Annotated in this window: 22 protein-coding genes and 1 tRNA gene; 13 read left to right on the plus strand and 10 right to left on the minus strand. The window is 67.3% G+C overall.

Annotated elements, in window-relative coordinates:
- Positions 1-599: 599 nt before the first annotated feature.
- From pdhA to A7G45_RS22025, 3 genes are read left to right on the plus strand one after another with little or no spacing between them, the layout of a single operon-like run.
- Positions 600-1,697, plus strand: coding sequence for a pyruvate dehydrogenase (acetyl-transferring) E1 component subunit alpha (pdhA, locus tag A7G45_RS22015; RefSeq protein ID WP_260940287.1), 1,098 nt, complete (start codon positions 600-602; stop codon positions 1,695-1,697).
- 1 nt (position 1,698) lies between these two features.
- A complete protein-coding gene (locus A7G45_RS22020; protein ID WP_276555491.1) occupies positions 1,699-2,751 on the plus strand; it encodes an alpha-ketoacid dehydrogenase subunit beta in 1,053 nt (350 codons plus the stop codon).
- Positions 2,748-3,947, plus strand: a complete 1,200-nt coding sequence (locus tag A7G45_RS22025) for a dihydrolipoamide acetyltransferase family protein (protein ID WP_260940288.1) — start codon at positions 2,748-2,750, stop codon at positions 3,945-3,947. Before A7G45_RS22020 ends, A7G45_RS22025 begins: the two co-directional genes overlap by 4 nt.
- Here the strand turns inward: A7G45_RS22025 and A7G45_RS22030 are convergent, their stop codons facing one another.
- On the minus strand, positions 3,948-4,700 hold the full coding sequence (locus tag A7G45_RS22030; protein ID WP_260940289.1) for an enoyl-CoA hydratase: 753 nt from the start codon (positions 4,698-4,700) through the stop codon (positions 3,948-3,950).
- 118 nt (positions 4,701-4,818) lie between these two features.
- On the opposite strand from A7G45_RS22030, the gene A7G45_RS22035 reads away from it, so the two are divergent.
- Positions 4,819-5,484: an MspA family porin gene (locus tag A7G45_RS22035; RefSeq protein WP_043394375.1), complete on the plus strand. Its 666-nt coding sequence runs from the start codon at positions 4,819-4,821 to the stop codon at positions 5,482-5,484.
- An 8-nt stretch (positions 5,485-5,492) separates the two neighbouring features.
- Here the strand turns inward: A7G45_RS22035 and A7G45_RS22040 are convergent, their stop codons facing one another.
- From A7G45_RS22040 to A7G45_RS22050, 3 genes are all read right to left on the minus strand, one after another.
- Complete coding sequence (locus A7G45_RS22040; protein ID WP_260940290.1) at positions 5,493-5,747, minus strand: hypothetical protein; 255 nt, start codon at positions 5,745-5,747, stop codon at positions 5,493-5,495.
- 9 nt (positions 5,748-5,756) lie between these two features.
- Complete coding sequence (locus A7G45_RS22045) at positions 5,757-6,461, minus strand: hypothetical protein (RefSeq protein ID WP_260940291.1); 705 nt, start codon at positions 6,459-6,461, stop codon at positions 5,757-5,759.
- Between the two features lie 4 nt (positions 6,462-6,465).
- Positions 6,466-6,539, minus strand: a tRNA-Arg gene (locus A7G45_RS22050).
- A 131-nt stretch (positions 6,540-6,670) separates the two neighbouring features.
- Between A7G45_RS22050 and A7G45_RS22055 the strand changes: the two genes are divergently transcribed.
- The 8 genes from A7G45_RS22055 (at position 6,671) to A7G45_RS22090 (ending at position 20,523) form a co-directional block, all read left to right on the plus strand.
- The gene (locus A7G45_RS22055) at positions 6,671-8,152 is read left to right on the plus strand and encodes a wax ester/triacylglycerol synthase family O-acyltransferase (RefSeq protein ID WP_260940292.1); all 1,482 of its coding nucleotides are present in this window, start codon (positions 6,671-6,673) and stop codon (positions 8,150-8,152) included.
- Positions 8,149-9,729: an HAD-IB family hydrolase gene (locus A7G45_RS22060; RefSeq protein WP_043394367.1), complete on the plus strand. Its 1,581-nt coding sequence runs from the start codon at positions 8,149-8,151 to the stop codon at positions 9,727-9,729. The genes A7G45_RS22055 and A7G45_RS22060 overlap by 4 nt, the downstream gene beginning before the upstream one ends.
- Positions 9,726-12,083 (plus strand): glycerol-3-phosphate 1-O-acyltransferase, encoded by a 2,358-nt coding sequence (locus A7G45_RS22065; protein WP_260940293.1) that lies wholly within the window; start codon positions 9,726-9,728, stop codon positions 12,081-12,083. The genes A7G45_RS22060 and A7G45_RS22065 overlap by 4 nt, the downstream gene beginning before the upstream one ends.
- A gap of 172 nt (positions 12,084-12,255) precedes the next feature.
- Positions 12,256-12,699: a single-stranded DNA-binding protein gene (gene ssb / locus A7G45_RS22070; protein WP_260940294.1), complete on the plus strand. Its 444-nt coding sequence runs from the start codon at positions 12,256-12,258 to the stop codon at positions 12,697-12,699.
- A 182-nt stretch (positions 12,700-12,881) separates the two neighbouring features.
- A complete protein-coding gene (ettA, locus tag A7G45_RS22075) occupies positions 12,882-14,555 on the plus strand; it encodes an energy-dependent translational throttle protein EttA (protein WP_043394363.1) in 1,674 nt (557 codons plus the stop codon).
- 55 nt (positions 14,556-14,610) lie between these two features.
- A complete protein-coding gene (locus A7G45_RS22080) occupies positions 14,611-19,470 on the plus strand; it encodes an NAD-glutamate dehydrogenase (RefSeq protein ID WP_260940295.1) in 4,860 nt (1,619 codons plus the stop codon).
- Between the two features lie 7 nt (positions 19,471-19,477).
- Positions 19,478-19,891: an acyl-CoA thioesterase gene (locus A7G45_RS22085; RefSeq protein ID WP_020102240.1), complete on the plus strand. Its 414-nt coding sequence runs from the start codon at positions 19,478-19,480 to the stop codon at positions 19,889-19,891.
- Entirely contained in the window at positions 19,888-20,523 is a 636-nt protein-coding gene (locus tag A7G45_RS22090; protein ID WP_260940296.1) for a DUF8010 domain-containing protein, read from the plus strand. The genes A7G45_RS22085 and A7G45_RS22090 overlap by 4 nt, the downstream gene beginning before the upstream one ends.
- A 12-nt stretch (positions 20,524-20,535) precedes the next feature.
- Here the strand turns inward: A7G45_RS22090 and A7G45_RS22095 are convergent, their stop codons facing one another.
- The 3 genes from A7G45_RS22095 to A7G45_RS22105 are packed head-to-tail and all read right to left on the minus strand — an operon-like array spanning position 20,536 to position 22,202.
- Positions 20,536-21,027 (minus strand): pyridoxamine 5'-phosphate oxidase family protein, encoded by a 492-nt coding sequence (locus A7G45_RS22095; RefSeq protein ID WP_260940297.1) that lies wholly within the window; start codon positions 21,025-21,027, stop codon positions 20,536-20,538.
- Between the two features lie 49 nt (positions 21,028-21,076).
- The gene (locus tag A7G45_RS22100; protein WP_260940298.1) at positions 21,077-21,742 is read right to left on the minus strand and encodes a cyclase family protein; all 666 of its coding nucleotides are present in this window, start codon (positions 21,740-21,742) and stop codon (positions 21,077-21,079) included.
- A gap of 49 nt (positions 21,743-21,791) precedes the next feature.
- Positions 21,792-22,202 (minus strand): nuclear transport factor 2 family protein, encoded by a 411-nt coding sequence (locus A7G45_RS22105; RefSeq protein ID WP_260940299.1) that lies wholly within the window; start codon positions 22,200-22,202, stop codon positions 21,792-21,794.
- Positions 22,203-22,281: 79 nt separating this feature from the next.
- Here A7G45_RS22105 and A7G45_RS22110 point away from each other — a divergent pair, with 79 nt between their 5' ends.
- A complete protein-coding gene (locus tag A7G45_RS22110; protein WP_260940300.1) occupies positions 22,282-22,872 on the plus strand; it encodes a TetR/AcrR family transcriptional regulator in 591 nt (196 codons plus the stop codon).
- Here the strand turns inward: A7G45_RS22110 and A7G45_RS22115 are convergent.
- From A7G45_RS22115 to A7G45_RS22125, 3 genes are read right to left on the minus strand one after another with little or no spacing between them, the layout of a single operon-like run.
- A complete protein-coding gene (locus A7G45_RS22115) occupies positions 22,869-23,804 on the minus strand; it encodes an SDR family NAD(P)-dependent oxidoreductase (RefSeq protein ID WP_260940301.1) in 936 nt (311 codons plus the stop codon). The genes A7G45_RS22110 and A7G45_RS22115 overlap by 4 nt on opposite strands.
- On the minus strand, positions 23,801-25,378 hold the full coding sequence (locus A7G45_RS22120) for a flavin-containing monooxygenase (protein ID WP_260940302.1): 1,578 nt from the start codon (positions 25,376-25,378) through the stop codon (positions 23,801-23,803). The genes A7G45_RS22115 and A7G45_RS22120 overlap by 4 nt, the downstream gene beginning before the upstream one ends.
- A gap of 12 nt (positions 25,379-25,390) precedes the next feature.
- Positions 25,391-26,269, minus strand: coding sequence for a metal-dependent hydrolase (locus A7G45_RS22125; protein ID WP_260940303.1), 879 nt, complete (start codon positions 26,267-26,269; stop codon positions 25,391-25,393).

Raw genomic sequence — 26,269 nt, forward strand, 5'->3', positions numbered from 1 at the left:
GCGGCGGCCCGGCCACGATACGTCGCACCAGGAGCAGATGCAGCGAACAATCGAGATGGCATCGGCACGCCCGTGGAGGCCATCGCGGAGACGTCGGCGATTCCTTTGCTGGAGCGCCGTGCGGAGGTACGGGCCGTACCCCCGACTGTTGGACGAACTACCAGTTGAACGTCGGTGTTTACCCGCGGTGAACGCCCCGTCATTCCCTCGCCTCCCCGCACATTTACGATGCTGGCATATTGGTTTTAGCACGTTCGGACGATGATCTCCGGCCGAGCGCGCGAATCGATCTGGCAAACGGCCACCAATCCAGGTGTTTCATACGTTCGGCGGACAAGCGGCTGTCCGGATTCGCCGGTCGCGTCCCCGCCGCGACACGTATTCACTGCGTTACCTGCGATGACCACGGCCGGATCAGGTTCGGGCGCATAATGGCGGTGATGCCCCAGCACTGCGGCGAGCAGAGCGGATCATCCGACTGATGCCACACCCCGGCATCGGCCGGCGACCCCCATCACCCGGGGGGTTGCCCTGGTCGCCACCGCGCTGAGCTTCTCGCGGACTGACGGCCGAACATGCCGTCACCGAAAGGAGGCGGTATGGCTGAAGTGTCGGTCCCTGGCCTGGACAACCGGGTGGACCTTGAACCCGTGCAACTCATCGCGCCCGACGGCGCACCCACCTCCGACGCGCGGTACCGCCGCGACCTGCCGCCCGAAACGCTGGGCTGGCTCTACGAGGAGATGGTCGTCACCCGCGACCTGGACGGCGAATTCGTCAATCTGCAACGTCAGGGCGAGCTCGCGCTGTTCGCCTCGTGCCGCGGCCAGGAAGCCGCGCAGGTCGGTGCGGCGGCCTGCCTGCGCAAGACCGACTGGCTGTTCCCGCAGTACCGAGAACTCGGCGCCCTGCTGGTCCGCGGCATCACGGCGGCCCAGATCAGCGCCGTGTGGCGGGGCCGCTGGCATGGCGGCCTGGGATTCACCGAAAAGCACTGCGCGCCAATATCGATAGATATCGGCACGCATGGCCTGCACGCGGTCGGCGCGGCGATGGCCGCGCAACGGCTCGGGGAGGACTCGGTGACCGTGGCGTTCGTCGGCGACGGTGGCACCTCCGAAGGCGATATGCACGAGGCGCTCAACATCGCGGCCGTCACCTCGGCGCCGTGTGTGTTCTTCGTGCAGAACAACCAGTGGGCCATCTCGGTGCCGGTGCGTCACCAGCAGGCGGGACCGTCGATCGCGCACCGCGCCATCGGCTACGGCATGCCCGGAATCCGGGTCGACGGCAACGACGTGCTGGCCTGCTACGCGGTGGTGTCGGAGGCGGCGCAGCGCGCCCGCGCCGGTGGCGGTCCGACGCTGATCGAGGCCGTCACCTACCGGATGGGGCCGCACACCACCTCCGATGACCCGACCCGCTACCGCGACCCTGACGAGCTGAAGCACTGGGAGGCACGCGATCCCATCGCGCGCTACCGGGCCTACCTGAAAACCGTCGGGGTGTGGACCCCACGACTGCAGGAGCACGTGGAGAACCGCTCGCGCCGACTGCGCGCTGCCCTGCGTGAGTCCGTCCTGTCCGCACCGGACTTCGACGTCGCGGACATGTTCGACAACGTCTACGCCGACATCACACCCGAACTGGCCCGGCAGCGTGACGCGCTGTTGGCCGAACTGGATTGGGAGGGTTGACATGACGCAGATCATCGAGCGACCGTCGTGGCCCGGTGACGCGGAGCCCGACGAGCCGAGGCCGCCAACCGAATCGCCCACGGCGACCACGGTTTCCATGGTGCAGGCCATCAACCGCGCCCTGCGCGACGCGATGGCCGAAGACGACCGGGTGCTCGTCTTCGGCGAGGACGTCGCCCAGCTGGGCGGGGTGTTCCGGGTCACCGATGGCCTGCACGAAACCTTCGGGGAAGCACGGTGTTTCGATACCCCGCTGGCGGAGTCGGCGATCGTGGGGATCGCCATCGGCATGGCGATCCGCGGCATGGTGCCGGTACCCGAAATCCAGTTCGACGGTTTCGCCGCCCCGGCGTTCGATCAGATCGTCAGCCATCTCGCGAAGTACCGGATGCGCACCCATGGCGATGTCGACATGCAGGTGACCATCCGCATCCCGTCGTTCGGCGGTATCGGTGCGGTGGAACATCATTCGGAATCCACCGAATCGTACTGGCTGCACACCGCCGGGCTCAAGGTCGTGATTCCGTCGACGCCGTCGGACGCGTATTGGCTGTTGCGCGAGGCCATCTCGTCTCGTGACCCGGTGATCTTCCTGGAGCCCAAACGCCGGTACTGGACCAAGGGGGAGTTGGACACCAGCGTGCCGGCGCCACCCATCGGGCGGGCCGCGGTGCGGCGCACCGGGCGGGACGTCACCGTCATCACCTACGGCTCACTCGTCGACACTGCGCTGGCCGCAGCCGATCTGGCTGACGGCCACGACCTGGAAGTCATCGACCTGCGGTCGCTGAACCCGCTCGACTTCGACACCATCGCGGCCTCGATCCGCAAAACCGGGCGCGCGGTGATCATGCACGAAGGGCCGCGCACCCTGGGTTTCGGTGCCGAACTGGCTGCCCGGATCTCCGAGGAGCTCTTCTACGACCTGGAGGCACCCGTGTTGCGCGCCACCGGCTTTGACACTCCCTATCCGCCGGCCCGGCTGGAGAAACTGTGGCTGCCCGGCGTGGACCGGCTGCTGGACTGCGTGCACCAGGCGATGAGCCAGCCATGACGGCGACACGCGACTTCCTGGTACCCGACCTCGGTGAAGGCTTGGAGGACGCCACCATCACCTCTTGGGCTGTGGCGGTGGGGGACACCGTCGAGCTCAACCAGGTCCTGTGCACCGTGGAGACCAACAAGGCGGCCGTGGAGATACCCAGCCCGTACGCCGGTGTGGTGACCGAACTCGGTGGGGCAGAAGGGCAGACGCTCGCCGTGGGCGCCGTGCTGGTCCGCATCGCCACCGATGCACCGGTGGTGGCGGAACCTGCACCCGCGCCGCAGGCTGAGCCCACAGCCGAGCCGAAAGCCAAAGCGCCCGAACGCAAACCCGTGCTGGTCGGCTACGGCGCGGACGCTGAACTCGATACCACCCGTCGCCGTCCCCGGGCCAAACCGCGGGTGCGCAAGCTGGCGGCCGAACTGGACGTGGACCTGACCGGGGTGGCGCCGTCCGGACCGGACGGCATCGTCACGCGTCAGGACGTGCTGGCCTCGGCGCACCAGACCGTCGACGCCGACCGGGTTCCCGTGACCGGCGTACACGCCGAGATGGCACGCCGGATGTCGGTGTCACGCAAGGAGATACCGGATGCGCATGCCTCGGTGCAGGTGGACTGTTTCGAATTGCTCCGGGTGCGCGACACCTTGGCCGTCGCCGACGGCACCGTCACACCGTTCGTGTTGACGCTGCGACTGCTCGCCATCGCACTGCGGCACCACCGCGAGTTCAACGCCACCTGGGTGCCGGCCGAACATGGTGCGGGCGTGCATCTTCACGAATCGGTGCACCTGGGCATCGGCGTCGCGACCTCGCGTGGATTGCTGGTGCCGGTGGTACGGGACGCCGAGCGCCTGTCCACCCGGGAACTGGCCTGGGCGGTGGACGGGCTGATCCGCGCCGCCCGCGAGGGCACGCTGAAACCCGCCCAGTTGCACGGCTCGACGTTCACCGTGTCGAACTTCGGGGCGCTCGGTCTTGATGACGGGGTACCCGTCATCAACTATCCGGAGGCGGCGATCCTCGGGATGGGGACGCTCAAGCCCCGTGCCGTGGTGCGCGACGGCGAGGTGGTGGCGCGGCCGACCATGACGCTCACCTGTGCCTTCGACCACCGGATCGCCGACGGAGCCGGGGCAGCCGCGTTCCTCGGTGAGTTGCGGGCCCTCATCGAGACGCCCGAACTGGCGCTGCTCGACGGATAGTCAGAGCTGCTTGGCAGCGGCCAATCGCGCAGCGAACTCCGGTGATTCGATCGATGCCGCCTGCGGGGCGATCTCGATGTCGACCGCCTTGGCGTGCTGCTCGTTGTCCAGGACGCCGGGATGGTCCGTCGCGCGCATCGACGCCTTGGTGGCCAGCACCACCTCGCGGGGTGCCGATGCCGGACCGGCGGCCAGCGCCAGAGCCGCGGCGACGGGGTCGTCGGCGACCTCCAGCGCCAGGCCGTGCCGCACGGCGGCGTCAGCGTCGAACCTCATGCCGAACAGCAGCGCCGCCCGTGCCGCCTGCGGACCGATGGCGCGCTGCAGCATCCAGGTCGCGCCGCCGCCCGGGTGAATCCCGAGCTTCTGGAACCGTGGGTCGAAGACCGCGCCGGGTCCGGCGATCCGGACGTCGGCGGCGAGCGCCAGGTTCAGCCCCGCCCCGACGGCCGGCCCGTTCACCGCGGCGATCGTCGGCAGCGTGCAGTCGGCCACCGCGAGGAAGCCGTCGTAGATCACCCGCAGACCGTTCACCGTGGCGGCACCGAGCGCGGTCAGGTCAGCGCCGGCGCAGAAGGCCTTGCCGGCGCCCGTCACGACCACGGCGTGCACGCCATGATCGGCCTCGGCGGCGTTGATCGCGGCCCGCAGGCCGGCAGACATTTCCGCGGTCACCGCGTTGCGGCGGTCGGGATCGTTCACGGTGATGAGCGCGACGCGGTCGATGACCTGCGTCAGTACGAGATCGGACACCACCCCAGCCTATGGCCTGTGTTTCGACTCACGTGAGTCAAAACCTTTACCCGAGATCATTTCTGCGAAACAACTGTGTGATTGCTTTGCTGTTCGTGTTGAGAGGCGTTCGGAGTTCATGTTGAAGCGTTTTGCCGTGGTTGCTGCTGTGAGCATGTTGCTCCCGTTGGGGGCAGCGACCACTGCGTTCGCCGACCCCGCGCCTGCCGGTGACGAGGGCCCGCCGCCGGACACCGGCATCGTGGCCTCGGACGAACCGGCGACGGTCACGACGCCCGACGGCTGGACGCTCACGGTGGTGGCCAAGAACGAGACCGAGCTTCCCGTCGCACCTCTCACGACGGCGGTCAGCTCGCGCGAATATCTGGTGGGCGGCACGTTCACCGGAACCGTGACCGGCAAGGGCAAGACCACCCTCGCCGGCGGCACGCTGGAAGCGGGCTACCAGATCGGCTGCGGTATCGAGCTGGGCCAGGTGCGTCTGGTCGGCTCCATCGGTATCGCTACCTCGGGGTCGACGCTGGCCGGGTTGCTGCCCACGGGCGTGAGTGTCCCCATGTCGGGCACCGTGGAAATCCACCCGAAGCCCGGCACGGTCACCCAGGTACCCGTCGACAAGAAGTCCTTCAAGGCCGCGCCCGTGCGCATCACCCTCAAGGACACGCACGTCAAGGTCGACGGCTGCGTCGGCCAGTCCTTCCTGCGGTCCTATGCGGTGCTGACCAGCTCGACCACCGACACCGACGACATCGTCGCCTACTACGGCATCACCAAGTCCGTCTGACCCGAACCTCACGCCGTTTCGGCGCGCAGAGCACCCTCGACCGGGCACAATGCCCGGGTCCGTAGAAGGGGGAGCATGAGCGACGACGCCGAATCGCCGGCAATGCGGCAACGCGTCGAAGACCGGTACCGACAGCTGGCCGAGATGCGCCAGCTGCGGCCCATCGTCGCCGTCGTCAACCGCTTCAACGAGATCGACGGCGGCACCCTGGGCACGGTGGTGTCGGTGCAGCTGTTCACCACGGTGATCCCGCTGGCGATCATCGGCTTCAGCTATCTCACCGGGTTCGCCGACAGCGCCAGTCCCGGCGTCGTGGTGAGCCGGCAGCTCGGCCTGGTGTCGCCGCTGACCGAACACGTACGGGCCGCCTTCGGCCGCGCGTCGGGTCTACGGTCCAACTGGACGTTCTTCGGCGTCGCGAGCTTCCTGGTCTGGGGCATCCCGATGTCGATGACCATCGCCGGAATCTTTGCCAAGGCGTGGCGTCGCGAGCCCTTCGGCTGGGGCGGCAAGCTGTGGCGCGGAGTGACGTGGTTCGTGCTGTACCTGACCATGATCGGGGTGCGGGAACGCATCGCCTTCGGCGGCGTGCACCACGGATGGACACAGATTCTGCTCTTCGCGGTGTCGCTGATCCCGGTCTGGATCTTCTGGACGATCACCCCCGCGCTGCTGGTGCGCGGCGGCGGGCGGGCCTGGCGCGCTCTGCTGCTCGCGGGGTTGGCGGGCGTCGTCATCGAGGGCACCGTCCTGCCGCTCGCGGCCCGGATGATCTTCCCGCCGCTGCTGCGCGGGTGGGACGACTTCGGGCCCATCGGCGTGGCGATGGCGCTGCTCACGTGGTGCGGGATCAGTGGAGCCGGCTGGGTGATCACGGCGTGCGTCGGCGCGGTGCTGTGGGAGCGGACGGCGCCGTCGCAGACGGTCATCGAGGCGGAGTCGGACGATGCCGGGCAGCCTGATACAAGATCAGACACAAAGCGCCCCCGGCAGGAATCGAACCTGCGACCTAGAGATTAGAAGGCTCTTGCTCTATCCAACTGAGCTACGGGGGCAATGCGCTGGAAGTCTATCTCGGCGGCTCCTCGCGGTGGTCACCGCAACAGCGGTATTGCGCCGCGCCGTTCCCGGCAGCGGACTAGCGTTAGGGGCCAGCGCTGGGCAACGACGGAGGAGAGCGACAGCCATGAGCGACGTGCCGGACTTTGACACGGCCGGGTTGCCCGAAGAGTTGAGTGCAGTCGATCAGTTGATGCATCGCGGGGAGGCCAATCCCCGTACCCGTTCCGGCATCATGGGCGTCGAACTGCTGGATGTCACCCCGGATTGGGAGCGATACCGGGCCGGGTTCGAGCAGGCCTCCCGCAAGGCGATCCGGCTGCGGCAGAAAGTCGTGATGCCGAGCCTGCCGACGGCCGCCGCACGCTGGGTGGTCGACCCTGATTTCAACCTCGACTACCACGTACGCCGGGTACGCGCGCCGGGTGCGGGCACGCTGCGCGAGGTCTTCGATTTCGCCGAGCTGGCGCTGCAGTCGCCGCTCGACATCTCCCGTCCGCTGTGGACGGCCACGTTGGTCGAAGGGCTGCCGGGCGGTGGTGCCGCCAACATCGTGCACATGAGCCACGCCGTCACCGACGGCATCGGCAGCATGGAGATGTTCGCGAACCTGTACGACCTGGAGCGCGATCCCGCGCCGCGGCCTGCGGCGCCGCTGCCGATCCCCGAAGATCTGTCGCCGAATGACCTTACGCGGCAAGGCATCAACGCGTTGCCCAAAGGCATCGCCAACAACGTGCTCGATGCGACGCGTGGTGCGGCCGGTCTGCTCGGGCGCATGATGCGCGACCCGGCCGACGCGGTCGGCGGGGTGGTCGACTACGTCCGGTCGAGTCGCCGGGTGATGACGCCCGCGGCGCCGCAGTCGCCGGTGCTGCGCCGGCGTGGTCTGGCGTCGCGCAGTGAGGCGATCGACATCAAGTTCAGCGACCTGCACAAGGCGTCCAAGGCGGCCGAGGGTTCCATCAACGACGCCTACCTCGCCGCCCTGTGCGGCGCGCTGCGCCGCTATCACGATGCCAAGGGCATCCCGGTCGCGTCGCTGCCGATGGCGGTGCCGGTGAATGTGCGTTCCGACTCGGATCCGGCCGGTGGCAACAGATTTGCGGGCGTCAACATCGCCGCGCCCATCGGCGTCGTGGACCCGCGCAAGCGCATCCAGAAGGTGCGCGCCCAGATGACCCGCAAGCGGGAGGAGCGCGCCATCGAGGTGGTGGGCGTCGTCGCGCCGCTGCTGAACCTGGTGCCGGACAATCTGCTGGAGTCCATGGCAGGCTCGGTGGTCAACTCCGATGTGCAGGCCAGCAATGTGCCCGGGCCGCCGGTCGACACCTTCATCGCCGGCGCAAAGGTGGTGCGGCACTACGGAATCGGGCCGCTGCCCGGCGTCGCGATGATGGCGGTGCTCATCTCGCGCAGCGGCTGGGTCACCATCAGCACCCGCTACGACCGGGCGTCGATCAACGATCCCGAGTTGTGGGCCCGCTGTCTGCTGGACGGATTCAACGAAGTGCTGGCTCTGGGTGGGGACGGCCGGGCCATCCCGGCGTCGTTCGAGTTGCCTGGCGATCAGGCCGAGTCGGCAGTGAACGGGGGTGCCGCACAATGAGTTCGGACGACGAGTACTCGGCAGAGTTCCGCAACGCCCGGTTGCCGGGCTCGGTGGCGGAGATCCTGGCCAGCCCGCAGGGGCCGGAGGTCGGTGCGTTCTTCGACATGGACGGCACCCTGGTGGCCGGTTTCACCGGCGTGATCATGACGCAGGACCGGTTGCGCCGCGGCCAGATGGGCGTCGGTGAATTCATCGGCATGGTGCAGGCCGCGGTGAACCACCAGCTGGGGCGCGCCGAGTTCGAGGACCTGATCGGCCGGGGAGCGCGGATGCTGCACGGCAATTCGCTCAGCGACCTCGACGAGCTGGGCGAGCGGTTGTTCATCCAGCACATCAAGAAGCGGATTTATCCCGAGATGCGTGAACTCGTCCGCGCCCACATGGCGCGCGGGCACACCGTCGTGCTGAGCTCGTCGGCGCTGACGGTCCAGGTGGAACCGGTGGCGAACTTCCTCGGCATCAAGAACGTGCTGTGCAACAAGTTCGAGACGGACGAGTACGGGCTCATCACCGGCGAGGTGGTCAGGCCGGTGCTGTGGGGACCCGGAAAGGCCAACGCCGCACAGGCTTTCTCCGCCAACAATGGTGTCGACCTGGCGAAGAGCTACTTCTACGCCGACGGTGACGAAGACGTCGCCCTGATGTACCTGGTCGGCAACCCGCGGCCCACCAATCCGGCGGCGAAGCTGGAATCTGTTGCCGCCAAACGTGGTTGGCCGGTGCTGAAGTTCTCCAGCCGCAGTGGCAGCAGCCCCATCGCGCAACTGCGGACCTTTGCCGGCATCGCGTCGCTGGCGCCGGTCGCGGCCGGTGCGCTCGGTCTCGGTCTGCTGACCGGCAATCGGCGCACGGGCGTCAACTTCTTCACCTCGGCGTGGAGCAAGGCGCTGATGACGACCCTCGGCATCGACCTGAACGTGATCGGCGCCGAGAACCTGCGGGCCCAGCGGCCGGCGGTGTTCATCTTCAACCACCGCAACCAGGCCGACCCGATGATTGCCGGCGCACTGGTCAGCGACAACTTCACCTCGGTGGGCAAGAAGGAACTCGAAAGCAACCCGATCATGGGCACCATCGGCAAGGTGATGGACGCCGCGTTCATCGACCGCGACGACCCCGCCTCGGCCATCGAGAGCCTGCACAAGATGGAAGACCTTGCGCGTAAAGGCCTTTCGATCCTGATCGCCCCCGAGGGCACCCGCCTGGACACCACCGAGGTCGGTGAGTTCAAGAAGGGGCCGTTCCGGATGGCCATGGCCGCCGGCATCCCCGTCGTGCCGATCGTGATCCGCAACGCGGAGGTGATCGCCGCCCGCGATTCGTCGACCTTCCATGCGGGCAAGGTCGACGTCGTCGTCTTCCCGCCCATCTCGGTCGAAGACTGGACCCTCGACAACCTGTCCGACCGCATCGACGAGGTGCGTCAGCTCTACCTCGACACCCTCCGAAAATGGCCGCACGACAAGGTGCCCGACAACGCGCTCTACCACCGGGCCGCGCCGGAACCTGCCGACACAGACGATTCACCCGACGACAGCGGCGAGGCTCCGCGCGGCGCTAAGGGCCGACGGTGAAGCACACCGCTGACGACCTCGCCAGCTTCGATCCGACCGACGACGCTCTGGTGCTGACCGCGGTCGGTTCGGCAGCCGAGTGGGACCTGCTGAACGACTGGCTGGCCCACCAGCGCAAGCAGCACCCGGACACCCGACTCGAGGTGCTCCGGCTGCCGACGGAGGGGGAGCCCTCGCCCGGCACGTTGGCCCGCCTGGTCGAACTACTCAGCGCCGACGACAGCCGTTCCGTGGTGCCCGTCCGGGTGTTCTGGGTGCCCGCCGGTCTGCCGACGCGTTCCAAGATCGTCTCGCTGATCTCGGGCCGCGACCGGTACCGGCCGCCGGAGCTGCTGCAGCGCCGCATCCTGCGCAAGGACCCGCTGCGGGCCCGGGTGGTGGCCGGTGAGCCCGCCACTGTCGGGCAGCTGCGGCAGCAGTGGAAAGACACCACGACGGCCGAAAACCCAAGGGAATTCGCCCGGTTCGTGCTGCGCCGGGCGCAGCTCGCCATCGAGCGCGTGGAGCTGCGGCTGCTCGGTCCCGAGTACAAGTCACCCCGGCTGGTCAAGCCCGAGGTGCTGGCATCGGCCCGGTTCCGGGACGGGCTGGAGAAGATCCCCGGCGCGACGGTCGAGAAGGCCGGCGAGATGCTCGACGAACTGTCGACGGGCTGGAGCCGGTTCTCGGTCGACTTCATCCCCAAGGTCGGTCGCGCCATTTTCAGCCGGGGTTTCGACCCCAACGTGGACTACGACCGCGAGCAGGTCGAGGCCATGCGGCACTCGCTGGAACTGCACCCGGCCGTCCTGCTGTTCTCGCACCGGTCGTACCTCGACGGCGTGATCGTGCCGGTGGCGATGCAGGAGAACCGCCTGCCGCCGGTGCACACCTTCGCTGGGATCAACCTGGCGTTCGGTCTGATGGGGCCGATCTTCCGGCACTCCGGCGTCATCTTCATCCGGCGCAACATCGCCGGCGACCCGTTGTACAAGTACGTGCTCAAGGAGTACGTCGGGTACATCGTGGAGAAGCGCTTCAACCTCAACTGGTCCATCGAGGGCACGCGCTCGCGGACCGGAAAGATGTTGCCGCCCAAGCTCGGTCTGCTGGCGTACGTCGCCGACGCCTACCTCGACGGCCGCAGTGAAGACATCCTGCTGCAGCCCGTCTCGATCAGTTTCGACCAGCTCCACGAGACCGCCGAGTACGCGGCCTACGCCCGTGGCGGCGAGAAGACCCCCGAAGGTCTGAGCTGGCTGTACCACTACATCAAGGCGCAGGGCGACCGGAACTTCGGCAAGATCTACGTGCGCTTCCCCGAAGCGGTGTCGATGCGCGAGCAGCTGGGTCCGCCGGACGGTGCGGTGTCCACCGACCCCGCGGTCAAGCGCCTCGCCCTGCAGAAGATGGCCTTCGAGGTCGCCTGGCGCATCCTGCGGGCCACGCCGGTCAACGCCACAGCTCTGGTGTCGGCGCTGCTGCTGACCACTCGCGGCCTGGCGCTGACACTCGACCAGCTGCACCACACCCTGCAGGATGCGCTGGATTACCTTGAGCGCAAACAGATTCCGATGACCAATTCGGTGCTGCGGCTGCGTACGGCCGAAGGGGTCCAGGCGGCGCTCGACGCGATGTCGGGCGGGCATCCGGTCACCGCGGTGAACACCGGCCGCCAGCCGGTCTGGTACATCGCGTCGCAGGACGAGCACGAGGCCGCGTTCTACCGCAACACGACCATCGACGCGTTCCTGGAAACCGCCATCGTCGAATTGGCCATGGCGCACGCGGCCAAGGCGGAATCCGATCCGGTGGAGGCGTTTTGGTCGCAGGTGATGCGGCTGCGCGACCTGCTCAAGTTCGAGTTCTATTTCGCGGACTCGGCCAGGTTCCGCGAGCACATCGTGGAAGAGATGTCGTGGCAGGCCAACTGCGAGCAGCAGTTGGCCGAGGGCGGCGAGGCCATCTACGCGATGCTGCGGGCCAAGCGTCCGATCATCGCCGGCGCGATGTTGCGGCCGTTCCTGGAGGCCTACGAACTGGTCGCCGACGTGTTGCGGGGTACGCCGCCCGAGATCAGCGAGAAGGATCTGACGAAACGGGCACTCGGCGTCGGCCGGCAGTACGTTGCGCAGGGCCGGATTCGCAGCAACGAGTCGGTGTCGGCGCTGCTGTTCACGACGGCGCGCCAGGTGGTCGCCGACCAGAAGCTGCTCGAAGCGGCGCCCGATCTGGAGGAGCGGCGCACGGCCTTCCTCGCCGAGCTGCGGTCGATCTTGGCGGATCTGGCGACCGTCGACTCGATCGGCTGGATCAAGTTCGACGTCCGTGAGTTGCAGCGGCGCAAGTCCAAGAAGGCCGTCGAGGCCGAGTAACCCGGGGTAACTCGGGCCGGTGCACCCAAGCCCGGGTTATCCACAGTTCGCGATTCATCCACAACCGGCGCCGCCATTGCAGCGGCGCCGGTTCTTTTGTCGGTGCCTGGCGGGTCAATGGACGCACAGGCCGACGAGAACGCCGGCAACACCGAAATGGATGGAGAAGCACATGTTCGAGACACCCTTCACCGTGGTCGGCAACGTGGTCAACAACGTCGTCCCACGCCGGGCCGGGGAGACCAATGTCGTGACATTCCGCGTGGCGAGCAATTCGCGGAAGAAGACCGAGGACGGCTGGGAAGCGGGTAACTCGCTGTACGTCACGGTGAACTGCTGGGGCCGCGTGGCCGACGGCGTGGCCGGCCGGTTGTTCAAGGGCGACCCGGTGGTGGTCGTCGGCTACATCTACACCAGCGAGTACCTGGACAAGGAAGGCAACCGTCGCTCATCGATGGAGGTGCGGGCGACGTCGGTCGGTCCGGATATGGGGCGGTGCCAGGTCAAGGTCGACCCCCGGCGGCCGAGCCCGCTCGACGTCGAGGCCGGCGACGCACAGCCCCAGGACGAGCCGCCCGAGACCACGAATTCGGACGACTTGGTGCTGTCCGCGTAGAGCCTCGGTCGGGGCGCCGCGCGCAGGGCCATCCGCGGGCGCCCCGACCGCGCCATCGGGCGATTTGGCGGCTTGCCTAGGATGGGCAGCGAGTTTTCGCGGGACCGCGCCAGATCCAGTGAGCCGGGGCTCGCGCTACGAGAACGCTACGACGAACAGCCAACGAAAGGCATGACGACGGCATGGCCGAATTCATCTACACGATGCGCAAGGTCCGTAAGGCGCACGGCGACAAGGTCATCCTCGACGACGTCACCCTGAACTTCCTGCCCGGCGCGAAGATCGGTGTCGTCGGCCCCAACGGCGCCGGTAAGTCCAGCGTCCTGAAGATCATGGCCGGCATCGACAAGGCCAACAATGGCGATGCCTTCCTGGCGCCCGGCGCCAGCGTCGGCATCCTCATGCAGGAGCCCGAACTCGACGAGACCAAGACCGTCCGCGAGAACGTCGAGGCGGGCGTGGCGATCAAGGGCAAGCTCAACCGGTACAACGAGGTCGCCGAGCTGATGGCCACCGACTACACCGACGAGCTCATGGAAGAGATGGGCAAGCTCCAGGAGGAGCTCGACGCCGCCGACGCCTGGGACATCGATTCCCAGCTGGAGCAGGCCATGGACGCGCTGCGCTGCCCGCCGCCGGACGAGCCGGTCACCCACCTGTCCGGTGGTGAGCGCCGCCGCGTCGCGCTCTGCCGGTTGCTGCTCAGCAAGCCCGACCTGCTGCTGCTCGACGAGCCCACCAACCACCTGGACGCCGAGAGCGTGCTGTGGCTGGAACAGCACCTCGCCGACTACAAGGGTGCGATCCTCGCCGTCACCCACGACCGGTACTTCCTGGACAACGTCGCCGAGTGGATCCTCGAGCTCGACCGCGGCCGCGCCTACCCGTACGAGGGCAACTACTCCACCTACCTGGAGAAGAAGGCCGAGCGTCTCGAGGTTCAGGGCAAGAAGGACCAGAAGCTGCAGAAGCGACTGAAGGACGAGCTGGCCTGGGTGCGTTCGGGCGCCAAGGCCCGCCAGGCCAAGAACAAGGCCCGCCTCGGACGCTACGAGGAGATGGTTGCCGAGGCCGAGAAGACGCGGAAGCTCGACTTCGAGGAAATCCAGATTCCGACGCCGCCGCGCCTGGGCAACGTCGTGGTCGAGGTCGACAACCTGGAGAAGGGCTTCGACGGCCGCACCCTGATCAAGAACCTGTCGTTCACGCTGCCGCGTAACGGCATCGTCGGCGTCATCGGCCCGAACGGTGTGGGTAAGTCCACGCTGTTCAAGACGATCGTCGGCCTCGAGGAGCCGGACGACGGCAACGTGAAGGTCGGCGACACGGTCAAGCTGTCGTACGTCGACCAGAGCCGGGCGGGCATCGACCCGAAGAAGACGGTCTGGGAGGTCGTCTCCGACAAGCTCGACTACATCGAGGTCGGCCAGAACGAAATCCCGTCCCGTGCCTACGTGTCGGCGTTCGGCTTCAAGGGCCCCGATCAGCAGAAGCCGGCGGGCGTGCTCTCCGGTGGTGAGCGCAACCGGTTGAACCTGGCGCTGACCCTCAAAGAGGGCGGCAACCTGATCCTGCTCGACGAGCCGACCAACGACCTGGACGTGGAAACGCTGTCTTCGCTGGAGAACGCGCTCGAGCAGTTCCCGGGCTGCGCCGTGGTCATCAGCCACGACCGCTGGTTCCTGGATCGCACCTGCACCCACATCCTCGCCTGGGAAGGCGATGACGAGGACGAGGCCAAATGGTTCTGGTTCGAAGGCAACTTCGGTGCCTATGAAGAGAACAAAGTGGAACGACTTGGAATCGAAGCGGCGCGTCCGCACAGAGTGACCCACCGCAAGCTGACTCGCGACTAACGTCGCACGTACGTGCCGATCGGGGCACGACGGTGCGACGTCAGGAGCAAGTCGGATGACGGAAAATCGGGGCGGACTCAGCAGCACGACGCAGTCCGCCGGCGCGGGCGGCAATGCTGGTCTTGCACGGGCATATCTGCTGACCTACCGCGGCCCCAACGACGGCTCACCGGCCGACGGTGGGGTCACCGCCCCGATCGACGTGGCGCTGGCGACCCGGGTCTCCCCGGAGTTGCTGGCCGCGCATTTCCGGCTCGGCCGTCGCCGCTCGATGGGGGAGACGCTGGTCGCGATCTACCCGGCCGACGACCCCGGTCGCTTCGGCCCGGCGCTGCAGATCGTGACCGACCACAGCGCGCTGCTGATGGACTCGGTGATGGTGTTGCTGCACCGCATCGGCGTCGCCTACACCGCGATCATGAGTCCCGAGTTCCGGGTGCGCCGTGATTCGGCCGGTGAGGTCGTCGCGATGGGTCCGGCGGGTGACCCGAGCGCACCGGCCGACGGCATCGACGAGACCTGGATTCATGTGCAGTTGGCGACCATCGGTGACGGCAAGGCAGTCGCCGACGCCGCGGCGGTGCTGCCCCACGCCCTGACCGACACCCGCGCGGTGGAGCTCGACACCCCCGCGATGAACGCCGCGCTCGTCGGGTTGGCCAACGCACTCGACGCCGACCACAACGGCCGGTTCCCCGGCTACGACCGGCGCGATGTGGCGGCCCTGCTGCGCTGGCTGGCCGACGGACACTTCGTGCTGCTCGGCTATCAGCAGTGCACGGTGCAGAACGGGCAGGCCCAGGTAGACCCGACGACCCGGCTGGGCGTGGCCAAGCTACGCGCCGACGTGCTGCCACCGCTGGCGGGCGACGACGAACTGCTGGCGGTCGCGCAGGCCACCATGCCCAGCTACCTGCGCTACGGCGCCTACCCATACATCGTGGTGGTCCGCGAGAGCGCGGGCCCGAACGGGCCAGCCCGCGAACACCGCTTCATCGGACAGTTCACCGTCGCCGCGGGCAACGCGAATGTGCTTGAGATACCGCTGATCTCGCGCCGGGTCAACGAGGCGTTGGCGCTGTCCAACGGGGACCCGAGCCGGCCCGGCCAGCTGATGCTCGACATCATCCAGACCGTGCCGCGGTCCGAACTGTTCTCGCTGACCGCGCGCGACCTGGTGGACATGGGCAAGTCCGTCATCGACCTGGGTTCTCGCCGGCGTGCGCTGCTGTTCCTGCGTGCCGACAAGCTGGCCCACTTCGTGTCGTGCCTGGTGTACCTGCCTCGTGACCGGTACACCACCGACGTCCGGTTGGCGATGCAGGACATCCTGGTTCGCGAGCTCGGTGGCGAAAGCATCGAGTACACCGCGCGCGTCAGTGAATCGCCATGGGCTGTTGTGCATTTCACCGTGCGCCTGGGTGAGACCGCCAGCCCGGCGAGTGTCGACACCTCCACGGCGAACGAGACCCGGATACAAAGCCTGCTGACCGAGGCAGCCCGGACGTGGGGCGACCGGCTGATCGGCGCCGTCACGCCGGGCACCATCACCCGGGCCGAGGCCGAGCACTATGCGGTGGCATTCCCCGAGGTGTACAAGCAGGCGTTCACGCCGGTCAAGGCCATCGCCGCGATCGGCATCATCGATCAGCTGCAGGACGACAGCGTCAAACTCGTGCTGGACTACCCCGAGCCGGCCGCCGACGAGGACCGCACCGCGCAACTCACCTGGTATCTGGCCGGCCGCTCTGCGTCGCTCAGTGAGCTGCTGCCGATGCTGCAGTCCACGGGCGTGGTGGTGCTGGAGGAGCAGCCGTTCAATGTGGTGCGCGGCGACGGCATGCCGGTGTGGATCTACCAGTTCAAGATCTCGGCGCACCAGTCCACCGTCGACGCACCGGAGGCCGAACGCGAGGTCATCGCCACCCGGTTCGCCGACGCGGTCACTGCCATCTGGCAGGGCAAGGTGGAGGTCGACCGGTTCAACGAGTTGGTGCTGGGTGCGGGGCTGACCTGGCAACAGGTGACGATCCTGCGGGCCTACGCAAAGTACTTGCGGCAGGCCGGTTTTCCGTACAGCCAGTCGCATATCGAGACGGTGCTGCGGGACAACCCGGGCACGGCGAGGTCCCTCGTCGAATTGTTCGAGGCGGTGTTCGACCCAGCCGGGGGAGATGCCGTCGAACGCGCTCAGACCGCCGCGGCCGCCGTCGCCGCCGACATCGACGCGCTGGTGAGCCTGGACACCGACCGGGTCCTGCGGGCGTTCGCGGCGCTGGTGCAGGCCACCCTGCGCACGAACTACTACGTCACTGCCGAGGGCTCGGCGAGGCAGCGAAATGCGTTGTCGTTCAAGCTCAATCCTCAGCTGATCGACGAATTGCCCTTGCCCAGGCCGAAATACGAAATCTTCGTGTACTCACCGCGGGTCGAAGGCGTGCACCTACGGTTCGGCAACGTGGCCCGCGGCGGCCTGCGCTGGTCGGACCGGCGGGAAGACTTCCGCACCGAAATCCTGGGCCTGGTCAAGGCGCAGGCGGTGAAGAACGCCGTCATCGTCCCCGTCGGCGCCAAGGGCGGCTTCGTGCTCAAATCGCCGCCGGCGCTCACGGGTGACGCGGCCACCGATCGCGATGCGCTGCGCAGCGAGGGCGTCGCCTGCTACCGGCTGTTCATCGCCGGCCTGCTCGACGTCACCGACAACGTCGAGACGGCCACCGGCGCCATCGTCCCGCCGGCACAGGTGGTGCGCCGCGACGGTGACGATGCCTACCTCGTCGTCGCCGCGGACAAGGGCACCGCCACGTTCTCCGACATCGCCAACGACGTCGCCAAGTCGTACGGCTTCTGGCTGGGCGACGCGTTCGCCTCGGGTGGTTCGGTGGGCTACGACCACAAAGCGATGGGCATCACCGCCAAGGGCGCCTGGGAGTCGGTCAAGCGGCACTTCCGGGAGATGGGGCATGACACCCAGACCCAGGACTTCACCGTCGTCGGCGTCGGTGACATGAGCGGTGACGTGTTCGGTAATGGCATGTTGCTGTCCAAGCACATTCGGCTCGTGGCGGCCTTCGACCACCGGCACATCTTCCTGGACCCGAATCCTGATTCAGCCCGATCGTGGATCGAACGCGACCGGATGTTCCAGTTGCCCCGATCGAGTTGGGATGACTACGACAAGTCGCTCATCAGCGAGGGCGGCGGTGTCTACAGCCGTGAGCAGAAGTCGATCCCGATCAGCCCGCAGGTGCGCGAAGTGCTCGGCCTCGCCGCCGACGTCACCGAACTCACGCCGCCGGCGCTGATGAAGTCGATCCTGCTGGCGCCCGTCGACCTGTTCTGGAACGGCGGTATCGGCACTTACATCAAGGCCGAGACCGAGTCGGACGCCGACGTCGGCGACCGTGCCAACGACGCCATCCGCGTCAACGGAAATCAGTTGCGCATCAAGGTGGTTGGCGAGGGCGGCAACCTCGGCGTGACGCAGCGCGGCCGCATCGAATTCGATCTCGCCGGCGGCCACATCAACACCGACGCGATGGACAACTCGGCGGGTGTGGACTGCTCGGACCACGAGGTGAACATCAAGATTCTGGTCGATGCCCTCGTCACGGCCGGCAAGGTCGCGGCCGCCGAGCGCACCGACCTGTTGATGTCGATGACCGACGAGGTCGGTCTCTTGGTGCTCGCCGACAACATCTCGCAGAACGACCTGATGGGCACCAGCCGCGCCAACGCCGCCAGCCTGCTGCCGGTGCACGCCGCCCAGATTCGGGATCTGGCTGCGACGCGTGGGCTGAACCGTGAGCTCGAGGCGCTGCCTTCGGAGAAGGAGATCCGTCGGCGGATGGAAACCGGTCTGGGACTGACCTCACCGGAGCTGGCGACCCTGATGGCGCACGTGAAGCTGGCGCTCAAGGAGGACGTGCTGGCCAGCGACCTGCCCGACCAGGAGGTGTTCGCCGGGCGGCTGCCGAACTACTTCCCGGCGGAACTTCGGGACCGGTTCGCGCCGGACATCCGGTCGCACCAGCTGCGCCGGGAGATCATCACCACGATGCTGGTGAATGACCTCGTCGACACCGCAGGCATCACCTACGCGTACCGGGTCTCCGAAGACGTCGGTGTGGGGCCGGTCGACGCAGTCCGCAGCTATGTCGCGGTGGACAAGATCTTCCGGGTCGGCGAGGTGTGGCGGGACATCCGGGCGGCCGGCCTGGCCGGCGTCCCGGTGGATGTCACCGACCGCATGACGCTGGACCTGCGCCGGCTCATCGACCGGGCCGGCCGTTGGCTGCTGAACTACCGGCCTCAGCCGCTGGCGGTCGGCGCCGAGGCCAACCGGTTCGCGGCGAAAGTCGAGGCGCTCACCCCGCAGATGGCGCAGTGGCTGCGTGGCGATGACAAGGCCATCGCGGAGACCGATGCCGCTCAGTTCGTGGCCGCCGGTGTCTCGAAGGAGCTGGCCTACATGGTGGCCACCGGGCTGTACCAGTACAGCCTGCTGGACGTCATCGACATCGCCGATATCGCCGAGCGGGAGCCCGCCGAGGTGGCCGACACCTACTTCGCGCTGACCGACCACCTGGGCATCGACAACCTGCTCACCGCGGTGTCCGAGCTGACCCGCAACGATCGCTGGCATTCCTTGGCGCGCTTGGCGATTCGCGATGACATCTACGGATCGATCCGGGCGCTGTGCATCGACGTGATGGCGGTCGGTGAGACCGATGAGACCGGCGAACAGAAGATTCACGAGTGGGCGTCGACCAACAGCTCCCGGGTCACGCGGGCCCGCCGGACGCTGACCGAGATCCTGGGTGACGAGGTGCGTGACCTGGCGACCCTGTCGGTGGCCGCACGGCAGCTGCGCAGCATGACCACGCGAACGACGGGAACGGGCAATCAGGGATGATGGGCGGGTGACTGAACGCTTCACGACGCCGGTGCCAGTGCGCTGGTCGGACATCGACATGTATCAGCATGTCAACCACGCCACCATGGTGACCATCCTCGAGGAGGCGCGGGTTCCGTTTCTCACCGAGCCCTTCGCCGAGGACGTCGCCACCACCGGACTGCTGATCGCCGAAGTCAACGTGAAGTACAAGGACCAACTGCGCCTTGTCGATTCGCCGCTGCAGGTGACCATCTGGACCAACCGGCTGCGGGCCTGCGACTTCACGCTGGGGTATGAGGTGCGGTCGGCTCAGGCCGATCCGGATTCCAAGCCGGCCGTGATCGGGGAGACCCAGCTGGCCACCTTCAACATCGAACGGCAGATGCTGGTGCGCATCGCCCCGCATCAGCGGGAGTATCTCCAGCGTTTTGCCCGATGACCGAACGCGGAGTCTGGCTCGCCGACACGGCGCAGGCAGAGAACCTGGGCACCTTCGTCGAGCGCGCGCTGCGCCTCGACGAGGCTGCGGTGGTGCGGCTGCGGGCGCGTGGTGAGGGTGTCATCGTCGCTTGGGCGGCAACGGGTTTCGAGGTGCTGGCCGCGCGGGTGGTGAGCGGCCGGGTGGCGCCGTCCGACCTGTGCGCCGGAGCGGATGCGCTCGGTCGCGAGCTGCCCGGATCGGGCCGGATCGATCCGGGCTTCTCGATGGACTCGGCCTGGCGTGGTGCGCTGCCGCCGGACAACGGCTTCAGCCACCTCGATGACGTGCCGGCCCACGCGGTGCTGGAGCTGTTTCAGCGTGGCGTCGAATTGGCTCGGGAACACAGCGGGCCGCAGGGCCCGCCGCCGTCGCTGCTGGACCAGGACGTCCTGCGGGTCAGCGCCGGCGACGTCGAGGTCGGCATCCCGATGCGCTGCGTATTCGCTTTGACCGCCATGGGTTTCGTGCCCGACCCGCTGCCGGAGAACGAGGTGGTCCGCGTTCGCGTCCATCCGGCGTGGCTGCGCATCGACGCACGGTTCGGCTCGGTGTACCGCCGCCGCGGTGGCCCGATCCTGTTGTCGCCCTAGGGGCCAAGCGCATCAGTGCTTGCGGACGACGCGTTCGGATTCGCCGGGCTTCCATACGGTGATGTCGAGGTGTCCGTCGCCCACCTCGACCGCCGACGCCCCGATCAGGTTGGCGCGGTAGCAGTGCTCGAATTCCTGGCCCCGGATGTCGAAGCCGGTCTGTTCGTACAGTGCCTCGGCGAACCGGCGATGCAGGGCCTTGTCCTGCACGTCTTCCACGACACCCCATAACTTCGCGTCGCCGTCGCTGACGTGGGTATCGACCGTTGCGGTGTGCAGGCAGAAGCGTGGATCGCGGGCGAGGTCATCGAATTTCGTGGTGTGCGGCATGCCCGAGAGCCACAGCTCGTCTTCGAAGAACCGCGGCTCCATGGGGCTGATCCGCGGGAATCCATCCGAGCGCAGCGTGCCCAGCATGCACAGGTTTCCGGTGGCGGTGTGCCGGCGGACGAAGGTGGCCGCGATCTGCGGTGCGACGTCCGCGAATTCTTTCCAGCTCGTCATGTTCGCGACGGTAGTCCCCGTCGCCGCGCCTGGAAACCCTCCGAGGGCCTCAGTCGGGGATGGTGGCGTACGCCCGGACGGGGAAGGTGCCGAATCCTTCGACACGCGGCGGGACGGCGGTGAAGCGGGCGCCGCGGGCGGGCAGCGCAGCCAGGTTGGTGAGGTGTTCGACGACGTGAATCCCGTTGCCCAACAGTGCAGTATGGATGGGCCGCCGACCGGCCGCCGCCGGGCTGGCGTCATCGATGTTCACCGAGTCGATGCCGACCAGCGCCACTCCGCGGCGCACCAGGTGTTCGGTGGCGGCCTCGGACAGGAACGGTGCGTCAACGGCGTAGGCCTCGGTGCCGAAGTGCCGGTCCCAGCCGGTGTCGATCAGCACGGCACAGCCGGCCTCGATGTCCTCGGGTAACTCGGCGACATCGACGGCCCGCGCCGAGACGTCCCGACGGTGGACGACGATCGTGGGCAGGTCCACCAAGGTGTTCAGGTCCAGGCCGGCCAGGTCGGCACCGTCCGCGTAGCGGTGAAACGGCGAGTCGATGTAGGTACCCGTGTTGCCGACCATGGTGATGGCGCCGATCGCGAACTCGGTGCCAGGGGCGTAGACGTCGCGGGACGCTTCACGGGTGAGGTGGGCGCTGATCGACGGGGCCGGCAGCCCGGGGTAGGTCACCATCCCCGCACGAATTGTGTGAGACAGATCGACGAGCATCGTGACTCCGTTCGGGTTGCCGGTCCCAGAGTCATGAACTCTAACGTGGTCAGCCGGCGGCAAGCGCGTCGTGCCAGGCCTTTGTGTCGGTGATCTGGGTCAACGATGCGATCTTCCCGTCGCGGACGGTGATGTCGTGGACGAAGGCGGCCGTGTAGCGGCGTCCGGTGGTCCGGCCGCGGCCGCGGTAGTACCCGAGCACCATGACGCGATTCGCGCCCGCGGCGACGAATTCGTCTGGGTATGGCGCGGTTTCCCAGTGCGCGGAGGCGCCGCCCCAGACATCGCGCAGCATCTGCTCGGGGCTGTGTACGGCTCCGCCGAGACCGAAGGGCATGCCCTCGCTGACCCGTCCGGTGAAGTCGGGATGCAGCAGCGCAGCCAAGCCTGCCCTGTCATGCGAGGTGAAAGCGGAGTAGAGACGTTCGGCAACTTCAACGGTTGTGTCGGGTGTGCTCATATCCAGTTTCCTTTCGGTGTGCCAATCAAATTTATTAGAGAGAACACTCTAATAAATAGTAGAGCATACTCTCTAGATCATGGGTAGGGCTCCACGGCACAGTGCCGACGATCTCCTGGACGCGGCCGCACGACTGTTCGCCGCCGGGGGAGTGCGGGCGCTGACGATGAACGCGGTGGCGCGCGAGGTAGGGGCCCCGAGCGGGTCGATCTACCATCGCTTTCCCGACCGGGCTGCGTTGTTGGCCGCCTTGTGGTTCCGCACCACGGCGGGCTTTCAAAGCGGCTACCTGGAGGCCCTCGGGGATCACCCCACGCCAGACAGCGCGGTTCGCGCGGCAGTGTGGTTGGTCGACTGGTGCCGCGGTCAACTACCGGCGGCTGTCGTGCTGCAGGCCGGCGTTCGGGCATTCGAGCCCGACGGCTGGAGCGAGGCCGCCCGCGCCGAATTGGCCACCGCTGAAGACGATTCGCGACAGCGCCTCGACGGTGCTGTTCGGAGCCTGGCGAAACAGACCGGACGGCCTGCGGATCAGATCGCCTTCGCCCTCTTGGATCTGCCACTGGCCGCCGTACGGCGGCACCTCCTCGCGGGTGAGCCGCCGCCGAAGCGGGTCACCACGCTGGTGAAGAGCATGGTGGGCCTGATCGTGGGTGGTGAGCCCGGCTAGTGGCGCGCCATCGCTTCCGCGCCGGCGACGGACGCGGTCGTCGCGGGAGTCACGCGCTCCAGCACGGCACCGGCCAGCTTCTCGGCCAAGTCGAACGAGAATGGCTGCGCCATAATGCGATTGATTCCCGGGGCGACGCGGTGCATGACGTAGCCCAGCCAGGCCTCCGCCCGCACCGGTACCACCGCGAGGTCGTAGCTGACCGCCCGCACCACGGCCCGGGCCACCAGGTCGGGGCTCATCGGCGAGAACGGCAGCATCTCGGCGAACTCTTGTAGCTGTTTGGTCAGGCGCTGGGCCTGCGCGACGAGCGCGGGATCGACACCGACGGTCACCGCCCGGTCCCCGATGTTCGTGTTGATCACGCCGGGGCAGATGGCGCTGACCCCGATGCCGTATGGCTTGAGCTCCAGGCGCAGGCATTCGCTCAGCATCTTGACCCCCGCCTTGGACACCGAGTACGGCGCCATGACCGGCGTCGGCGTGAACGCCGCCGCCGAGGCGATGTTGACGATATGACCGCCCCTGCCGCGCTCGGCCATCTGCGCACCGAACACCCGGCAGCCGTGCACCACACCCATCAGATTGATGCTGAGCTGCTTATCCCAGTCTGCGGCGGACAGTTTGAGAAACGGACCGCTGACGACGATGCCGGCGTTGTTGACGACGACGTCGGGCACGCCGTGCTCGGCACGCACTGCAGCTGCGAAAGCCTCCCACGCGTCCGGATCGGTGACGTCCAGCTGCGCGGCCGACGCGCGGCGCCCGGCGCCTTTGATCATGGCCGCGGTCGCCTCCGCCGAGTCGGCGTCGATATCGGAGACCACCACGTGCGCACCGCGTTTGGCGAAGCGGATGGCGGTGGCACGCCCGATGCCGCTGCCCGCGCCCGTGACGACGACGAGCTGTGGTTCCAGATTGTTGATCTTCATCCGGCCTCCTTCGAGGTGGCTGCAATTTCGTCGACGTTGTCGGTGCCCGCGCCATACCGATAGACGTCGAGGTTGTAATGACGGTTCTGCCAGTACATCTCGCCGTGCGTCGTCGGCCGGAACGGTGAATCACCGTGGTAGTCGATGTAATACGTGTTGGACCCCGCGCAGGTCGGCGTGAACAGGACGTTGCGCGCCTGACGCTGGAGGCAGTGCTGGAAGTAGGCGTCGTGGACGTCGCGCCGGATCTCGACCTCCCGGGCGCCGCGCCGCTTGGCTTCGGCGATGGCCCGACTGAGATGTGCGGCGGTGGCCTCGATCATCCACAGATAAGACCCGAGGACGAATCCGTAGGGCCCGGTGATCATGAACATGTTCGGGAAGCCGGGTACGGAGACACCTTGATAGGCCTGAAATCGATTGACCGCCCAGAACTCTGCGGCGTCGAGTCCGTCGCGGCCGACGACAGGGAAGGGCGGTACCGAATCCCTTTCCCACAGTTTGAATCCGGTCGCACAGATGAGGACGTCGACCTCGTGCTCGACGCCGTCGGCCGTCACCACACCGGTCTCGGTGATGCGCTCGATGGAGTCGGTGACCAGGCTGACGTCACTGCGATTGAACGTCTTCAAGTAGTCGTTCGACATCGACGGCCGTTTGCAGCCCAGGCCGTAGCGGGGGATCAGCTTCTCGCGGGTCGCCGGATCGGTGACCTGGCTGCGCATCCACGCCCGGACGGGAGCTTCGGCGAGCTTGCGGGTGGCTTCGACCAGCCAGCTCGGGCCGGTGAGCATGCCGCCCATCCCGATCTCGGTCGCGACGGTCCCGACTGCGCGCAGCGCCGACCGCAATTGGCCGAACTCCAGCACCGTGCGGGCGATGCCGTGAATCTGGCTGTCGGGCTTGGGAAATACCCAGATCGGGGTGCGCTGAAAGACGGTGAGGTGCGCCACCTCGTCGACGATCGCCGGCACGAGCTGAAGCGACGTCGCGCCCGTCCCGATCACCGCCACCCGTTTCCCGGCCAACGCGACATCGTGATCCCACAGCGCGGTGTGCATCAGCACCCCGCCGAAATCCTGCAGCCCGGGAATGTCCGGCAACTTCGGCCGTTCCAGCCCGCCGACCGCCATCACGATGTGGCGGCCGGTGATCTCGGAGCCGCCGTCGGTCCGCAACCGCCACATGCTGTTGCGCTCGTCGAACGTCGCCCCGGTCACGGTGGTACCCAGCCGCAACTTGTCGCGCAGGCCGTACTTGTCCACCATGTCGTCGGCGTAGTCCCGCAACTCACTGCCGGGAGCGAAGACCCGCGACCAGCCGCCGCGCTGCTCGTAGGAGAAGCTGTAGATGACAGACGGGATATCCACTGCCACACCGGGATAGGTGTTCGCGTGCCAGGTGCCGCCGACGTGGTCCCATTTGTCGACGATGACGAAGTCGTGGATCCCCTTGCGGTACAGGGCGATACCGGCGCCGATGCCACCGAACCCGGCGCCGACGATCACCACTTCGTGATCGGGCGTGTGCCGCTCGGCTGTAGGTAACGGTGCGACCTTCGTACTCGCGGTCATGTCCGTCCTCGGCTATCGGACGTAGCCGACGAGTTCGCCACCGGCGCCGAACAAGTCGTGCTGCCAGCGTTCGAGCAGCTCATCGGTGGGCACATCGTCCGGATGGAAGCCGGGCCGCAGATACTCGGCAATCTCTGAAAGAATCCCGCGCACCAGGGGTCCGCGGAACACCCCGTAGGTCTGGCGGAGCACCTTGAACGGCCGCCACGCGGTCGGATCCAGCAGGATCGACAGTGCCACCGCGGCCGTGACGACCGGGATCGTCAGGAAGTACATGAACCACATGACCGCGATGCGGGTGCGCTCGGAACCGCCCACCGACCGGTAGACGTCGAAGGCGACGGACTTGTGCTCCAGCTCCTCCATGGCGTGCCAGTTCAGCAGCCGCCAGACCTCGGGATCGCCTGGGATCGCCTGGATTTCGTCGTTGGACAGCACCCGCGCACCCAGGACCGCGGTGTAGTGCTCCGCGGCGGCCGTCATGGCCAGATGGACCTTCGCCGGGATCAGCTGCTCGATGCGCAGCACCACCTTCTGCCGCACGCTGGTCGGCGCGAACAATAAGAACCGCACCAGTGGATAGCCCATGTCGGCGAGCTGAGTGTTCAACTTGCGATGTTCCTGGCCGTGCACCGATTCCTGACCGATGAACCCGGCGACGCGCTTCTTGAGCACCGGGTCGGTGATCTGGTCGGAGAAGCGCCGGACGGAACGGATGAACGACTCTTCGCCGGGCGGAAATGAGCCGGACAGCACGGCCACCAGGTGGCTGAATACGATGTCGCCTTCGACGAAATGGCGGTGCAGGGGCTCGGGTTCCCCGAACTGGAACCGCATCCGGCGGACCTTGGGAAGAGCAACCCCATGCGGGGTGATCGGCTCAGCACTCAT

This window comes from Mycolicibacterium llatzerense, from assembly GCF_025331195.1.
In the GTDB taxonomy this organism is placed as follows: domain Bacteria; phylum Actinomycetota; class Actinomycetes; order Mycobacteriales; family Mycobacteriaceae; genus Mycobacterium; species Mycobacterium llatzerense.

Coding starts and splice junctions, on each gene's coding strand:
- A7G45_RS22060 (WP_043394367.1), top strand. CDS start 8,149: ATGAGTTCGGACGACGAGTACTCGGCAGAGTTCCGCAACGCCCGGTTG.
- A7G45_RS22035 (WP_043394375.1), top strand. CDS start 4,819: ATGTTGAAGCGTTTTGCCGTGGTTGCTGCTGTGAGCATGTTGCTCCCG.
- ssb (WP_260940294.1), top strand. CDS start 12,256: ATGTTCGAGACACCCTTCACCGTGGTCGGCAACGTGGTCAACAACGTC.
- A7G45_RS22125 (WP_260940303.1), bottom strand. CDS start 26,269: ATGAGTGCTGAGCCGATCACCCCGCATGGGGTTGCTCTTCCCAAGGTC.
- A7G45_RS22095 (WP_260940297.1), bottom strand. CDS start 21,027: ATGACGAGCTGGAAAGAATTCGCGGACGTCGCACCGCAGATCGCGGCC.
- A7G45_RS22080 (WP_260940295.1), top strand. CDS start 14,611: ATGACGGAAAATCGGGGCGGACTCAGCAGCACGACGCAGTCCGCCGGC.
- pdhA (WP_260940287.1), top strand. CDS start 600: ATGGCTGAAGTGTCGGTCCCTGGCCTGGACAACCGGGTGGACCTTGAA.
- A7G45_RS22055 (WP_260940292.1), top strand. CDS start 6,671: ATGAGCGACGTGCCGGACTTTGACACGGCCGGGTTGCCCGAAGAGTTG.
- A7G45_RS22105 (WP_260940299.1), bottom strand. CDS start 22,202: ATGAGCACACCCGACACAACCGTTGAAGTTGCCGAACGTCTCTACTCC.
- A7G45_RS22115 (WP_260940301.1), bottom strand. CDS start 23,804: ATGAAGATCAACAATCTGGAACCACAGCTCGTCGTCGTCACGGGCGCG.
- A7G45_RS22040 (WP_260940290.1), bottom strand. CDS start 5,747: ATGATCGCCAGCGGGATCACCGTGGTGAACAGCTGCACCGACACCACC.
- A7G45_RS22110 (WP_260940300.1), top strand. CDS start 22,282: ATGGGTAGGGCTCCACGGCACAGTGCCGACGATCTCCTGGACGCGGCC.
- ettA (WP_043394363.1), top strand. CDS start 12,882: ATGGCCGAATTCATCTACACGATGCGCAAGGTCCGTAAGGCGCACGGC.
- A7G45_RS22120 (WP_260940302.1), bottom strand. CDS start 25,378: ATGACCGCGAGTACGAAGGTCGCACCGTTACCTACAGCCGAGCGGCAC.
- A7G45_RS22025 (WP_260940288.1), top strand. CDS start 2,748: ATGACGGCGACACGCGACTTCCTGGTACCCGACCTCGGTGAAGGCTTG.
- A7G45_RS22090 (WP_260940296.1), top strand. CDS start 19,888: ATGACCGAACGCGGAGTCTGGCTCGCCGACACGGCGCAGGCAGAGAAC.
- A7G45_RS22020 (WP_276555491.1), top strand. CDS start 1,699: ATGACGCAGATCATCGAGCGACCGTCGTGGCCCGGTGACGCGGAGCCC.
- A7G45_RS22100 (WP_260940298.1), bottom strand. CDS start 21,742: ATGCTCGTCGATCTGTCTCACACAATTCGTGCGGGGATGGTGACCTAC.